Source organism: Kitasatospora setae KM-6054 (genome assembly GCF_000269985.1).
Classification (GTDB): Bacteria; Actinomycetota; Actinomycetes; order Streptomycetales; family Streptomycetaceae; genus Kitasatospora; species Kitasatospora setae.
On the sequence record NC_016109.1, the window covers coordinates 345,031 to 358,353 of the forward strand.

Annotated in this window: 9 protein-coding genes and 2 pseudogenes; 8 read left to right on the forward strand and 3 right to left on the reverse strand. The window is 77.3% G+C overall.

The window, feature by feature from the left end; genetic code table 11:
- Positions 1–171 precede the first annotated feature (171 nt).
- Together KSE_RS01465 and KSE_RS01470 are read left to right on the forward strand one after the other, a co-directional pair.
- Positions 172–414 (forward strand): annotated as a pseudogene (locus tag KSE_RS01465) (lysine transporter LysE); the annotation flags it as partial.
- Positions 415–548: 134 nt separating this feature from the next.
- Positions 549–992, forward strand: coding sequence for a hypothetical protein (locus KSE_RS01470; RefSeq protein WP_014133475.1), 444 nt, complete (start codon positions 549–551; stop codon positions 990–992).
- A gap of 30 nt (positions 993–1,022) precedes the next feature.
- On the opposite strand, the gene KSE_RS01475 is transcribed toward KSE_RS01470, so the two are convergent.
- Positions 1,023–2,270 carry a cytochrome P450 family protein gene (locus KSE_RS01475; protein ID WP_014133476.1) on the reverse strand — a complete coding sequence of 416 codons (1,248 nt, stop codon included), beginning with the start codon at positions 2,268–2,270 and terminating at the stop codon, positions 1,023–1,025.
- A gap of 97 nt (positions 2,271–2,367) precedes the next feature.
- On the opposite strand from KSE_RS01475, the pseudogene KSE_RS01480 reads away from it, so the two are divergent.
- Positions 2,368–2,748: pseudogene (locus KSE_RS01480) on the forward strand (LacI family DNA-binding transcriptional regulator); the annotation flags it as partial.
- Positions 2,749–2,930: 182 nt separating this feature from the next.
- Positions 2,931–3,563: a DJ-1/PfpI family protein gene (locus KSE_RS01485; RefSeq protein WP_014133478.1), complete on the forward strand. Its 633-nt coding sequence runs from the start codon at positions 2,931–2,933 to the stop codon at positions 3,561–3,563.
- Between the two features lie 65 nt (positions 3,564–3,628).
- Here the strand turns inward: KSE_RS01485 and KSE_RS01490 are convergent, their stop codons facing one another.
- Positions 3,629–4,552, reverse strand: a complete 924-nt coding sequence (locus tag KSE_RS01490) for an RNA polymerase subunit sigma-70 (protein ID WP_033258951.1) — start codon at positions 4,550–4,552, stop codon at positions 3,629–3,631.
- A 127-nt stretch (positions 4,553–4,679) separates the two neighbouring features.
- Here KSE_RS01490 and KSE_RS01495 point away from each other — a divergent pair, with 127 nt between their 5' ends.
- The 4 genes from KSE_RS01495 to KSE_RS01510 all read left to right on the forward strand — a co-directional run bounded on the left by KSE_RS01495 (position 4,680) and on the right by KSE_RS01510 (position 12,900).
- Positions 4,680–7,994, forward strand: a complete 3,315-nt coding sequence (locus tag KSE_RS01495; protein ID WP_014133480.1) for an FtsX-like permease family protein — start codon at positions 4,680–4,682, stop codon at positions 7,992–7,994.
- A gap of 89 nt (positions 7,995–8,083) precedes the next feature.
- Positions 8,084–10,849 (forward strand): hypothetical protein, encoded by a 2,766-nt coding sequence (locus tag KSE_RS01500; protein ID WP_014133481.1) that lies wholly within the window; start codon positions 8,084–8,086, stop codon positions 10,847–10,849.
- Between the two features lie 26 nt (positions 10,850–10,875).
- The gene (locus tag KSE_RS01505) at positions 10,876–11,877 is read left to right on the forward strand and encodes an ABC transporter ATP-binding protein (RefSeq protein WP_014133482.1); all 1,002 of its coding nucleotides are present in this window, start codon (positions 10,876–10,878) and stop codon (positions 11,875–11,877) included.
- 45 nt (positions 11,878–11,922) lie between these two features.
- Positions 11,923–12,900: a sigma-70 family RNA polymerase sigma factor gene (locus KSE_RS01510; protein ID WP_051055083.1), complete on the forward strand. Its 978-nt coding sequence runs from the start codon at positions 11,923–11,925 to the stop codon at positions 12,898–12,900.
- A 21-nt stretch (positions 12,901–12,921) separates the two neighbouring features.
- Here KSE_RS01510 and KSE_RS01515 read toward each other — a convergent pair whose 3' ends face one another.
- Positions 12,922–13,185, reverse strand: coding sequence for a hypothetical protein (locus tag KSE_RS01515; RefSeq protein ID WP_014133484.1), 264 nt, complete (start codon positions 13,183–13,185; stop codon positions 12,922–12,924).
- Between the last annotated feature and the right edge of the window lie 138 nt (positions 13,186–13,323).

A 13,323-nucleotide genomic window follows, 5' to 3' on the forward strand; every position in this document is an offset into this window, starting at 1 on the left:
ATTACTGCGCGGACCCCCGCCCCGGCCAGTCGTCCCGGATACCGGACGGGGGCGGAGGTGGTGCGATGGAAGGAAGTTGACGGACAGTCAGTAAAGTTTTGGCAAAGCCCGGAGCGCGGAACACCTGCGGGACGCCGTCGGAATACCACTGGCCGGGTGCGCCCGGCCCGTGCTTCGGTGCTGCCGCAGTTCGTCGACCGCGACCGGGGGCACGTCACGGCGCAGATGCTGCCGCTGGGCCTGGTCTTCAACCTGATCGCCGTGCTGTCCGACATGGCCTGGGGCCCGGTCGCGGCCACCGCCCGGGACTGGTTCGCCCGGTCGCCGCGGCGGCTCTCCCTGGTCGGCGGGGTCGGCGGGCTGGCCATGATCGGCCTGGGCGTCACCGTCGCGGCGACCGGCCGCAAGGACTGACCGTCCCGGGCCGCCCCGGACCACCCTGAACCGCCCCGGGCCGCCCCGGGCGAAATCCGCTCGCGCCCGACCCGGAACCCGCAGCAGGATGGCGTCCGACCACCGCCGTCCCGTCGCAGGAACAGGACCGACCCGTGCGCGAACCCGGCTACTACCGCGATCTGGCGAACGACTCGTCCGACCCTGCCGTGCTGCACGAACTGGCCGCCTGCCCGTACCCGTTCGTCCAGCACGCGGTGGCCGCGAACCCGTGCACCCCGCCCGCCGCACTGCGCGAACTGGCCGAACTCTGCGGCCTCGTCCCGCACGACCGCAGCCCGTGGAACGACAACCGCCTGCTCCTGCTGCTGGCCCGCCACCCCGCCGCCGACCGGAGGGTCCTGGCGGCCGCCGTGGCGGCCGCCGTGGCGGCCGCCACGGTGCGCCTCGCCGCCGGCACCCGCCCGTACGCCGCCGTCCTGGCCCTGGCGGATCGTCCTGAGCTGCCGCCGGAGGAACTGCGCGCGCTCGGCCGCCTCCCCGGCGCCTCCGCCCGCCTGCGCGGCGGCCTGCGGCGGGTGCTGGACGGCCGGGGCTGACGGCCGGGGCCGACAGTCGGGGCCGGGGGCTCAGGCGCGGCCGTGCAGCAGGACGGGGAGTTCGCGCGGGCCGTTGGAGATGAAGGACGGCAGCGGGCGCAGTTCGTCGGCGGGGACGGCGAGGGTGAGGCAGGGGAAGCGCTCGAAGAGGGCGGCGAGGGCGATCCGGGATTCGAGGCGGGCGAGTTCGGCGCCGAGGCAGTAGTGGACGCCGTGGCCGAAGGAGAGGTGGTCGCGGCGGGTGGGCCGGGTGTGGTCGTAGCGGGCGGCGTCCTCGCCGTGCAGGGCGGGGTCGCGGCCGGCGGCGAGGAAGTTGACGACCAGCAGGTCGCCGCGGACGAAGGTGAGGCCGGTGGGCTCGTCGTGGACGTCCTCGACGGGGAAGCGGGCGAGGATGTTGGCGACCGGCGGCTGGTGCCGCAGGGTCTCCTCGACGGCGTCGGGCCAGCGCGCCGGGTCGGCCTTCAGTTGGTCCAACTGCTGCGGATCGGCGGCGAGTTGGGCGATGGTGCTGCCGATCAGGTTGACGGTGGTCTCGTGCCCAGCGCCGACCAGCAGCAGCAGGTTGTCGAGGAGTTCGCGCTCGTCCAGCCCGCCGCCGGTCTCCTCGTCGCGGGCCTGGACCAGCGCGGTGGTGACGTCGTCGCCGGGCTCCTCGCGCTTGGCCTTGGCGAGCAGGGCGAGTTGGACGTAGACGGCCTCGGCGTTGCGGACGGCCTCCTCGGGGGTGGCGCCGGTCTCGAAGGTGCGGCCGATGGTGGAGCGGAAGGCGTCGTGTATCTCCTCCGGCACGCCGAGCAGGGTGTTGGCCACCATCAGCGGCAGTACCCAGATGAACTCGGCCCGCAGGTCGACCACTTCGCCCTCCGGGTGGGCGGCGAGGCGGTCCAGCAGTCCGGCGGTGATCCGCTCGATCTCGGGGGCGAGCGCGCGGACCCGGCGGGCGCTGAAGGCCGGGCCGATCAGGCGGCGCAGCCGGGCGTGGTCGGGGCCGTACGCGGTGAGGGCGTTGCGGACGTCGGTCCACATCCGCAGCGGCCAGTCGGCGGGCACCTCGCCGGCCAGGTCGGCGGTCCAGTGCCGGGAGGCGTCCCGGGAGATCCGGGGGTCGGTGAGCAGCCGCTTGATCAGGGCGGGGTCGGTGAGGGACCAGCCGGTCACGCCGCCCGGTAGTTCGATCCGCGCGGCCGGTCCGGCGGCGCGCAGGGCGGCGCTCTCGGCGTGCAGGTCGGAACCGTCCAGGTCGAGCCGGTGCGGGCAGCGCTGAATGTCAATCAAGTTGCCTCTCCTGCATCGGGATTGTCCGGCTGGACGGCGTCCGCCCGGCCGATCGGTTCGTACTCTACCTCTCTTTGTTCGGACACCGCTCCCGCCTCCGGAACGGAGGGCCGGCCCGGGCCGGGTGCCGTACGTCGCCGAGGGCGACTACAGCCGGGCCGGAGGCGAGGCCGCGATGCGCGAACTGCTCGCCCGCGTAACGGAGTTGGACGCGGTCTTCGTGGCCTCCGACCTGATGGCGGACGGCGCGCTGTCCGTCCTGGAGCACGCCGGGCGCGGCGTTCCGGCGGACGTCGCGGTGGGCGGCTTCGACGACTCGCCGGTGGCGGCGGGCACCCGCCCGCCGCTGGCCACGATCCGGCAGCCGTGGGACCGGATCTCCGCCGAGATGGTCCGGCTGCTGCTGGCCCGGATCGCCGGCGAGGACGCCCCGACGGTGATCCTGCCGACCGAACTGGTGGTCCGCCGCTCCGCGTGAGGCCCCGGCCCGCGCGCGGGCCCCGGCCGGTGTGCGGGCCCCGGCCGGTGTGCGGGCCCGCCGCGCACGGGCCGGGTGTCCTGATCCGTGCGAAAAGCGTCCGCTCCCGCCCTGGCCGCCGCCCGCCGGGCCCGGCCAGGCTGGTGGCGGACGCTTCCGCCACCGACCGAGAGGGCCCCGCCATGAAGATCGCCATCCTGCTGTACCCGGAGTTCACCGCCCTGGACGCCGTCGGCCCGTACGAGGTGCTGGGCCGGATGCCGGGCGCCGAAGTGGTGTTCGCGGCCGAGCGGCGCGGCCCGGTCCGCAGCGACCTGGGCAGTCTCGCGCTGACGGCGGACGCGGCGCTGGACGAGGTCGGCGCGGCCGGTCTGCTGCTGGTGCCGGGCGGCCCGGGCTCGGCCCGGCAGCACGGGAACCCGGCCGTGCTGGAGTGGCTGCGCGCGGTGGACACGACCAGCACCTGGACGACGTCGGTCTGCTCGGGTTCGCTCCTGCTGGCGGCGGCCGGCCTGCTCACCGGGCGGCGCGCCACCACGCACTGGTTCGTCGACGGGGAGCTGGCCGCGCTCGGCGCGCTGCCGGCCGCCGAGCGGGTGGTCTTCGACGGCAAGTACGCGACGGCGGCCGGGGTTTCGGCCGGCATCGACCTGGCCCTGCACCTGGCGGGGCGGATCCACGGCGACGCGGTGGCCCAGTCGATCCAGCTGGTCACCGAGTACGACCCGCAGCCCCCGTACCGGGCGGGCTCGGTGGCCACCGCCCCGCCCGCCGTGGTGGCCGCCCTGCGCGCGAACGACCTGATCGTCCGGTAGCGCCCGGCCGGGGCCCGCGCCGCGGCCTCGTCCGCGCCGGCGGTGCTCCGGGCCGTCCGGGCGTGCTACCCCCACCGCTGCGGCAGGCCGAAGGCGGCGAGCACTCCCGGGTCGGTGTAGACGGTGTTGCGGGCGATCAACCCGCCGGCCGGTTCCAGCAGTTGGATGCTGTGCAGGACGTACCCGGCGCCGTCCAGGGTGCGGGCGTAGGCGGCGAAGGCGGGCTGGCCGTTGGCGCCGACCGGGCGGGTGCGCCAGTCGGTGCCGCGCATCGCGTGGACCCGCTCCATGAAGCGGCCGTAGGGCGCGGCGCCCCGGTACCAGAGCGGCAGCGGCGGCATCTCCAGGATCGCGTCGCGGCTGAGCAGCGCGACCAGGGCGGGCACGTCGGCGGCCTCGAACGCGGCCAGGTAGCGGTCGACGGCGGCCCTGGCCTCCGGCCCGTCCGGCTCCCTGACCCGGTCGGCCTCGGCGGCGGCGAGGGCGGCGCGGGCCCGTTGCAGGGCGCTGTTGACGGCGGCGACGGTGGTGTCGAGCTGTTCGGCGACCTCGGCGGCGCTGAACGCCAGCACCTCGCGCAGCACCAGCACGGCGCGCTGCCGGGCGGGCAGCAGTTGGACGGCGGCGACCCAGGCCAGCCGCAGGTCGGTGCGGGCGGCGGCGTCCAGCCGGGCATCGGGGAAGGGCTCCAGCCAGGGCACGTCGAGGGCCGGGGTGAGCGGGGCGGCGGTGTCCTGGCCGGGGGCGCCGAGTCCGGCGGGCAGCGGGCGGCGGGCCCGGCCCTCCAGGGCGGTCAGGCAGACGTTGGTGGCGATCCGGTAGAGCCAGGTCCGGACGGCGGACCGGGCCGGGTCGTGGCGTTCGCGGGCGTTCCAGGCGCGCAGCAGGGTCTCCTGGACGAGGTCCTCGGCGTCGTGGAAGGAGCCGGTCATCCGGTAGCAGTGGGCCGTCAACTCCGCGCGGTGCGCCTCGAATTCCACGGCGGCCATCATGCCGGACCCGCGGACGGTGCGTGCACCCCACATCGTTGCCCTCCCGACCCTTCCGATTCCGGTCGGGTTCTGACAGAGTCGTCCGCTATCCGGTGCACCGGGCCGGAACGGGGGAGAAGACGACATGTTGGGCTTCGTGCTGCGCCGACTGCGCGGCCGGCTGCCGCTGGCGGCCGCGCTGCTGTTCACGGTGCTGACCGCCACCACGGTGCTGACCACGCTGGTGGCCTTCGACCGCACCGTGGCCGACGCGGGCCTGCGCCGGAACCTGGACGGGGCTCCCCGGGCCGCCGTGGTGCTGTCCGGCGACCGCGGCGCGGACAGCCGGGCGGCCGAGGACGCGGGGGCCGCGGCGCTCGGCGCCGAGCTGTTCGACGGCCTGCCGGTGGCCGTCCGCTCCCTCGCGCACAGCCGCGCGTACGGCCTGCCGGCCCCGGCCTCCCCGTCCGGCGGCCCGTCCGGCGGCCCGTCCGGCGGCCCGTCCGGGGCGTCGGCCCGCGAGGTGGACCTGACGGTGCTGGCCGCGCTGGAGCACGACCGGGTCCGACTGACCGCCGGCCGGTGGCCGGGCGGCGAGAGCACCGGGAGCGGCGAAAGCAGCGGCAGCAGCGCAAGCACCGGGGCGGCCGGGAGCGGCGACCGCGCGGTCCGGGTCGCGGTGCCGGGCAGCACGCTGACCCGGCTGGGCCTGGCCGAGGGCGCGCTGCCCGCCCGGGTGGTGCTCTCCGACCGGTACGGCGGCAGGCCGCTGACCGTCGAGGTGACCGGCGTCTACCAGCCCGTCGACCGGGACGCGCCGTACTGGCGGCTCGACCCGCTGGGCGGCCGGGAGATCCAGGTCCGGGGTTTCACCACGTACGGGCCGATGCTGGTCGACGACGGCCTGTTCGGCTCCGGCGCGCTGCCGCAGGGCGGGCGCTCGATGATGCTGACCGCGGACTTCTCCGGTGCCGACCGGGCCCGGGTGGAGCGGGTCGCCGCGCGGGCCGGGCGGCTGCCCGAGCTGCTCAAGCGGCATGTCCCGGACGCCCAGTCGCAGACCGAGCTCCCGGTGCTGCTGGGCGAGTTGCGTTCGGCGACGCTGGTCGCCGAGTCGACCCTGACGATCGGCGCGCTGCAGTTGGGCGTGCTCGCCGCGGCGGCGCTGCTGCTGGTGGTGCACCTGGTCTCCGAGCGGCAGCAGCGGGAGAACGGCCTGCTCACCGCGCGCGGCGCGACCCGGCGGCGACTGGCCGGCTGGACGGTCGTCGAGGCGCTGCTGCTGGTGCTGCCCGCCGCGCTGCTGGCCCCGCCGCTGGCCGGCCCGCTGCTGCGGCTGCTCACCGACCGCGGCCCGCTGGCCGGGCTGCCGCTGGCGGGCGCCGACACCGGCGTCCGCTGGCTGGTCGCGGCGCTGTGCGCGCTGGCCTGCGCCGTGCTGTGCGCGCTGCCCGCGCTGCTGCGGCGCGGCGGCGAGCGGGTGGTGACCCGCCACCAGGCGGTGGTCGGCACGGTGGTGCGCTCCGGCGCGGACCTCACCCTGCTGGCGCTGGCCGTGGTCGCCTACCGGCAGTTGGGCGCCCGCACCGGCGGCCTGTCGGTGGACGCGGACGGGGTGCTGGGCGTCGATCCGGTGCTGGTCGCCGCGCCGACCCTGGCGCTGTGCGCGGGCACCCTGCTGGTGCTGCGGCTGCTGCCGTTCGTGGCCCGGTTCGGTGCCCGGCTGGCCGCCCGCGGCCGCGGGCTCGGCGCGGCGCTGGGCGGCTGGCAGTTGGCCCGCCGCCCGGGCCGGGCGAACGGTCCGGTGCTGCTGCTGGTGCTGGCGGTGGCCGCCGGGGTGCTGGCGGTCGGCCAGCACACCGCGTGGCGCGACTCGCAGCGCGACCAGGCCGACTTCGCCACGGCGGGCGGCCTGCTGATCCGGGGTTCGGCGCTGCCGTCGCTGGGCCAGGGCGGCCGGTACGGGGCGCTGCCCGGCGGCGACCGGCTGCTGCCGGTGGCCCGGGCCGAGCAGTCGCTGCCGGGTGAGCGGCGGGGCCAGGTGGTGCTGACCGACACCGCGCGGGCCGCCGCCGAGCTGCGGGTCCGGCCGGACCTGCTGGGCGGCCGTCCGCTCGGGGAGCTGTTCGGCCCGCTGGCCGGGCAGCCCGCGCCCGGGATGCCGCTGCCGGGCCGGCCGGCCCGGATCGACCTGACCGTGGCGGTCGACACCGCCGACCGCCCGCTCGGCGACGGCACCGCGCTGCAGCCGCCCGACCTGTGGCTGCAACTGCGCGACGGCTTCGGCGCGACCCACCGGCTGCTGGTGCCGCAGCTGCCCGCCCGGGGCGAGACGACCGTCCCGCTGAACCTGGACGCGCTGACCGCCGCCCCGCTCGGCTCGGTCGCCGCGCCGCTGACCGTGACCGGCTTCGGCCTGACCTACCCGGCGGGCTGGACGGAGAGCGCGAGCACCCTGACCGTCCGCCGGATCGCCGTCGCGGGGACCGCCGCCGGCCCCGGGGTGCCCGTCCCGGCCCCGGCGGGCCGCTGGACCGCGCCGGCCGGCGGCCTCCCGTTCGAGGTGTCCGCCCCGGCGGACGGCGCCGGGCTGCTGACCGCCGTCTACTCCCCGGCGGGCGACCACCACGACGGGGGGCGCGCCGCCGTGTTCGCCCCCGGCGGCGCGCCGACCGGCCCGGAGGTGCCGGCGCTGGCCACCCGCGACTACCTGGCGGCGGTCGGCGCCTCGGTCGGCGACCTGGCGAAGGTCCAGTTCGGCAGCGCGAGCGTGCCGGTCCGGATCACCGGCACCGTCCCGGCGCTGCCGGTGCACGGCAGCACCGTGCTGCTGCTCGACCTGGCGGGCACCGACCGCTGGCTGACCGAGCGGGGCTTCGACGTGCCGGACGTCTCCGAGTGGTGGCTGCCCGCCGCCGGCCCCGACGACCGCGTCCCGGCCGAGGCCGCCGCCGCGCTGCGCGCCGGACCGACCGCCCAGCAGCTGACCCTGCGCGAGGAGGACACCGCGGCCCGCTCCGGCGATCCGCTCAGCGCCGCCCCGCAGAGCGCGCTGGCCGCGCTGGCGCTGGCCGCCGCCGTGCTCGCCGCGATCGGCTTCACCGCCGCGTCGGCGGCGTCGGCGAGCGAGCGGGCCGGCGAGTCCGCGGTGCTGCTCGCCCTGGGCGCGCCCCGCCGGCTGCTGAACCGGGCCGCGGCCGCCGAGCGGTTCGTCCTGGTCGGGTTGGGCACCGCGGTCGGCCTGCTACTGGGGGCCGCCCTGGTCCACCTGGTGGTGCCGCTGGTGGTGCTGACCCCGGCCGCGCTCCCGCCGCTGCCCGCCGTCCGGGTCTCGCTCCCGCTGGGGCCGGTCCTGGCGCTGGCCGCCGGCACCGCGGCCCTCCCGCTGCTCTCCGCGTTCCTCTTCACCGCGCACCGCCGCAACCTCACCACCCACCTGCGCGCCGCGGAGGACCGGTGACCGTCCCGGCCCCCGTTCCTGACCCCGCCCCCGGCCCCGTTCCTGACCCCGCCCCGGCTCCGGCCCCGGCTCCGCTCCGTGGAGGAGAGATGAGCACCCCGGCCCCCTGGGTCCGCACCCGGCTGCGGACCGCGCCGACGGCCGCCGCGCTGACCGCCGTCCTGGCGCTGGCGCTGGTCTTCCTGGCGGCGGCGCTGCCCCGGGCGCTGGACCGGGGCGCGGACGGCGCGCTGCGCGACTTCCTGCGCGGGTCGGGCCCGGTGGCGACCAGCGTGGGGGTGACCTCCGGGCTGCCCGTCACCGACGACCCGTCGGGGCGGCTGGACGAGACCTCGGAGCAGCTCACCGGCGTGGTCGGCGCCGTGCTCCCGCTCGATCCGAGCGGCCCGGTGTACGGGCGCCGGGCCAAGCTGCCGCGCTCGCTGCCGCAGCAGGGCCTGACCGAGCCGGACGGCGTCCCGCCCGAGGTCGCCCTGCAGTACCAGCACGGCGCGCGGGAGCGCGTCCGGTTCACCGAGGGCCGGTGGCCGGCCGGCGCCGGGGCGGCCGGGGAGCCCGCCGAGGTCGCGCTGTCCGCGGCGGCCGCCCGGACGCTCGGGATCAAGGTCGGCGACGTGTTCCGCAGCGACCGCTCGGTGCTGGACCGCGGCTACCCGCTGAAGCCGATGCCGCTCCGGGTGGCCGGCCTGTACGAGGTCACCGACCCGGCCGACCCGTTCTGGGCCGAGATCGGCTGCGCGCTGAAGGCGTGCCTGAACATCTCGCCGTCCTCCGGCCCGGCCGACCCGCCGCACCCGTACTGGTACGCGGTGGGCCTGGTCGGTACCGGGGAGCTGCCCCGGCTGGGCGCCTGGGGCAGCGGCGCCGAGGACTACTGGCGGCTGCCGGTGCGGGTGGACGCGCTGCGCGCCGACCGGCTGGAGCAGACCTCGTACGCGCTGGCCGCGGTCACCTCGGGGCCGGTAGCCGTCCAGGTGACCACCGGCAGCGGCCGGTCGGACGTGCGGATCGCCTCCGCGCTGCGCACCGCGATCGACGGCGCCCGGCAGCGGCAGGCTTCGATCGACGCGATCACCGCGGTCGGCCCGGCCGGCGCGGCGGGCGTGGCCGCGGTGGTGCTCTGCCTGGCGGCGGCGCTGACCGTCGAGCGGCGGACCCCCGAGCTGCGGCTGCTGCGGGCCCGCGGCGCGGGGCTGCGCGGGGTGTTCGGCCGGCTGCTGGGCGAGGGCCTGGCGACGGTGCTGCCGGCCGCCGGCCTGGGCGCGCTGGCGGCGTTCGTGCTGCTGCCGACGCCGCGCTGGCAGCCGGCCGCCGTCGCCGCCGGGTCGGTGGCGCTGCTCGCGCTGCTGGCCTTGCCGGTGCGCGCGGCGCTGCTGTTGCGCGTCGCGCCGGACCGGGCCCGCGGCGGGCGCCGCCGGCTGGTGGCCGAGCTGGCGGTGCTGGCCGTCACGGCGGCGGCCGCGGTCCAGCTGGCCCGGCGCGGCGTGTCGCCGCTGGACGCGGGCGTGGACCCGCTGCTGGTCGCGGCGCCGCTGCTGCTGTCGCTGTCGGGCGCGCTGCTGCTGGCCCGCGCGCAGCCGGTGCTGATCGGGCTGCTGGCCCGCCGGGCGGCCCGGCGGTCCGGCGCGGTGGGCTTCCTGGGCCTGGCCCGGGCCGCCCGGGGCGGCGGCGGTCCGCGCTCGCGGCCCTCGGTGCTGCCGCTGCTGGCCCTGGTGCTGGCGGTGGCCTGCGGCGCGGTGGGCGCGACGGTGCTGGCCTCGGTCGCGGCCGACCGGACCACCGTGGCCCGGCACAACCTGGGCGGCGACGCGGTGGTCAGCGCGAGCCTGAACAGCACGCTGCCGGACGCCTTCGTCACCCGGGCCGGCCAACTGCCCGGGGTGACCGGCTCGCTGCCGGTCTGGATCGTGGACGACGTGACGATGTCGCTCGGCGCGGGCGCCTCCGTCCGGGTCAACGTGGTGATCGCCGACCCCGTCGGGTACGCGCGGCTCGCCGACGCGGCCGGCCGGGGGCGGTTCGACCCGGCGCTGCTGACCGGCGGCCCGGGCGCAGGCACCGGCGCGGGCGGGGGCGACGGCCGGCTTCCGGCCCTGGTCAGCGGCGACCTGCCGGAGGGCGAGTTCGAGCTGCGGCTGCAGGCCGGCGACGCGGTCCGGATCCGCACCGCCGGGACGGTGGACGGCACGCCCGCGCTGACCGGGACGGCCGGGCAGACCGTCCTGCTGCCGCTCGGCGCGGCCGCCGACCTGCTGCCGCGGATAGGCGGCCCGACCAGGTGGCTGGCCGACGGCAGCCCGGACGACGCCCGGCTGCGCGCGCTGGCCGTCGAACTGCTCGGCCCGCCCGCCGCCGGCAGCCGGCCCGGACACCTGGTGCGGACCACCGCCGAGGAGGTCGCGCTGCTCGGCCACGACCCGCTGCAGGCTTCGGCCGTCCGGCTGTTCTGGCTGGCGGTCGGCGCGACGGCCCTGTTCGCGCTGCTCGCCGTGCTGCTGACGCTGCTCCGGGCCGGTCCGGAGCGCGCCGCGACGCTGGCCCGGCTGCGCACCATGGGCCTGCGGCCCCGGCAGGGCCTGGCCCTGATCCTGGCCGAGGTCCTCCCGCAGTCCCTGGTCGCCGCGCTCGGCGGGGCCCTCACCGCGGTCGGCTGCGTCCTGCTGCTGGGCCCCGCCCTCGACCTCTCCCCCCTGGTCGGCGCGGGCGTCCCCACCGGCCTCCACCTCCTCGCCGCCCCGATCGCCCGGCAGGCGGTCCTGCTCGCTCTGCTGGCCGCGCTCGCCGTCGTCGCCGAGGCCGCCGTCACCGCCCGCCGCCAGATCACCACCGAACTCCGCGCGGGAGACACTCAGTGATACAGACTCCCGGAGGCAACCCCCTGATGAACACCCCGCAGCCCGGCCCGCACCCCACCCCCCAGGACAGCCCGCAGCCCGGCCCGCAGCCCAGCCTGGACGAGCTGCGCCGCCGCGCGCTCGCCGCCGCCGCGCCCCGCGCCGCCGACGGCGACCACGCCATCACCTGCGAACGGCTCGTCCGGATCTTCAGCACCGACGGCATCGAGGTCCAGGCCCTCCAGGGCCTCGACCTCACCGTCGACCGGGGCGACCTGATCGCCCTCGTCGGCGCCTCCGGCAGCGGCAAGTCCACCCTCCTCAACATCCTGGCCGGGCTCGACGCCCCCACCGCCGGCACCGCCACCGTCGACGGCCACGACCTGCTCACCATGACGGCGAAGCAGCGCCTCCACTACCGGCGGGACACCGTCGGCTTCATCTGGCAGCAGACCGCCCGCAACCTGCTGCCCTTCCTGACCGCCGCCCAGAACATCGCCCTGCCGCTCCAGCTCGCCACCGGCCACCGCGCGGCCAGGCGCCACCGGTCCCGCGTCGACGAGCTCCTGGAGACCCTCGGGATCACCGACCTCGCCCACCGCCGCCCGGCCCAGCTCTCCGGCGGCCAGCAGCAGCGCGTCGCGATCGCCGTCGCCCTCGCCAACGACCCCGCCGTCCTGCTCGCCGACGAACCCACCGGCGAGCTCGACTCCGACACCGCCGCCGCCATCTTCGACGCCTTCCGCACCGTCAACCGGGAGCTCGCGACCACCATCGTCATCGTCACCCACGACCCCATGGTGGCCGGCGAGGTCCGCCGCACCGTCGCCATCCGCGACGGCCGCACCAGCACCGAGGTGATCCGCCGCACCCACACCGACGAGCACGGCACCGAGACCGTCCACGAACGCGAGTACGTCATGCTCGACCGCACCGGCCGGGTCCAGCTCCCCGCCGCCTTCCTGGCCGCCCTCGGCATGCGCCACCGCGTCGCCGCCGACCTCGCCGCCGACCACATCGCCCTCCACCCCGACGACCACACCCCCTGAGCGGTCGGGCTGTCGGTGGCGCGCAGTAGGCTGGGCAGCGTGCCAATGATCATGGATCGTGACGGGGTGGCGGAGCGGCTGGAGCCGTTCCGGCGCGAGCTGACGGCGTACTGCTACCGGATGCTGGGTTCCGCCTTCGAGGCGGAGGACGCGGTGCAGGAGACGCTGGTCCGCGCCTGGTCGAAGTTCGACGGGTTCGAGGGCCGGGCCGCGCTGCGGACGTGGCTGTACCGGATCGCCACCAACGTCTGCCTGGACATGGCGCCCGCCCCCCAGCGCCGGGCCCGTCCGATGGACCTGACCTCGCCCTGCCCGGCCGGCGCACCGGACTTGGCGCAGTCGGAGGAGAACGTCTGGGTCGGCCCGGTGCCGGACTCCCGGGTGCTCTCGGGCGATCCGGCGGAGGTCGCGGTCGGCCGGGAGTCGATCCGGCTGGCGTTCGTCTCCGCCCTGCAGAAGCTGCCCGCCCGGCAGCGCGCGGTGCTGATCCTGCGCGAGGTGCTGGCCTGGTCCGCGGCGGAGACCGCGGAGCTGCTGGAGACCACGGTGGCGTCGGTGAACAGCGCCCTGCAGCGCGCCCGGGCGACGATGTCCGCCGAGCGCCCGGCCGGTGACGTCTTCGATCCGCTGGACGAGACGCAGCGCTCCCTCCTGGCCCGGTACGTGCAGGCTTTCGAAGCCTTCGACATCGAGGCCCTGAAGCGCCTCCTGCACGAGGACGCGGTGCTGAACATGCCGCCGTTCCAGATGTGGGTGCGGGGCGTGGTCGAGCTCGGCGAGTGGTGGCAGGGCGCGGGCTGCGGCTGCGCGGGCTCCCGCCTGGTCCCGGTCGAGGCCAACGGCACCCCGGCGTTCGCCCAGTACCGCCCGGCCGAGGACGGCGACGGCTGGACGCCCTGGGGCATCACCCAGTTGGAGATCGTCGACGGCCGGATCGCCACCATGACCAACCACATGGACGTCGACCGGCTCTTCCCGCTCTGGGGCCTCCCAGCCCGGCTGCCCGCCGAGCCCCGCGCCTGATCCGCTCCCCCACCGCCGCGCTCACTCCAGCGGCAGCGCCTGCGCCAGTCCGGTCAGCTCCAGCAGCAGCCGCCAGCGCTCCCCCGCGCCGCGCAGCACCACCTGGTGGCCCGCCCGCCGCACCAGCACCGCCAACCCCCCGACCCGCCGCAGCTCCCCGGGCCCGGGCCCGGCCACCTCCCCCACCAGCAGCGCGACGCGGACGGGGTGGCCGGCCCGCCCGGCGAGCAGCGCGTCGAGCCGCGCCTCCGCTCCGGGGGACAGGTCGAGTTCCAGGGTCTCCATGCCCGTACTGACCGTCCGGAGGCCCGGAACTCATCGCCCGCGCGGCACGGCCTCCACCGGGGCCCCCGGTTAAAACATTCGTAACATGTCACATGTGACCCTGCGTCGGCTCCCGCGCGCCCGGTACGGTCGAGCCCC

Excerpts from the sequence above, each read along its gene's own strand:
- KSE_RS01485 (WP_014133478.1), top strand. The coding sequence starts at position 2,931 with ATGAAGATCGCCATCCTGCTGTACCCGGAGTTCACCGCCCTGGACGCC.
- KSE_RS01490 (WP_033258951.1), bottom strand. The coding sequence starts at position 4,552 with ATGGCCGCCGTGGAATTCGAGGCGCACCGCGCGGAGTTGACGGCCCAC.
- KSE_RS01495 (WP_014133480.1), top strand. The coding sequence starts at position 4,680 with ATGTTGGGCTTCGTGCTGCGCCGACTGCGCGGCCGGCTGCCGCTGGCG.
- KSE_RS01500 (WP_014133481.1), top strand. The coding sequence starts at position 8,084 with ATGAGCACCCCGGCCCCCTGGGTCCGCACCCGGCTGCGGACCGCGCCG.
- KSE_RS01505 (WP_014133482.1), top strand. The coding sequence starts at position 10,876 with ATGAACACCCCGCAGCCCGGCCCGCACCCCACCCCCCAGGACAGCCCG.
- KSE_RS01510 (WP_051055083.1), top strand. The coding sequence starts at position 11,923 with ATGATCATGGATCGTGACGGGGTGGCGGAGCGGCTGGAGCCGTTCCGG.
- KSE_RS01515 (WP_014133484.1), bottom strand. The coding sequence starts at position 13,185 with ATGGAGACCCTGGAACTCGACCTGTCCCCCGGAGCGGAGGCGCGGCTC.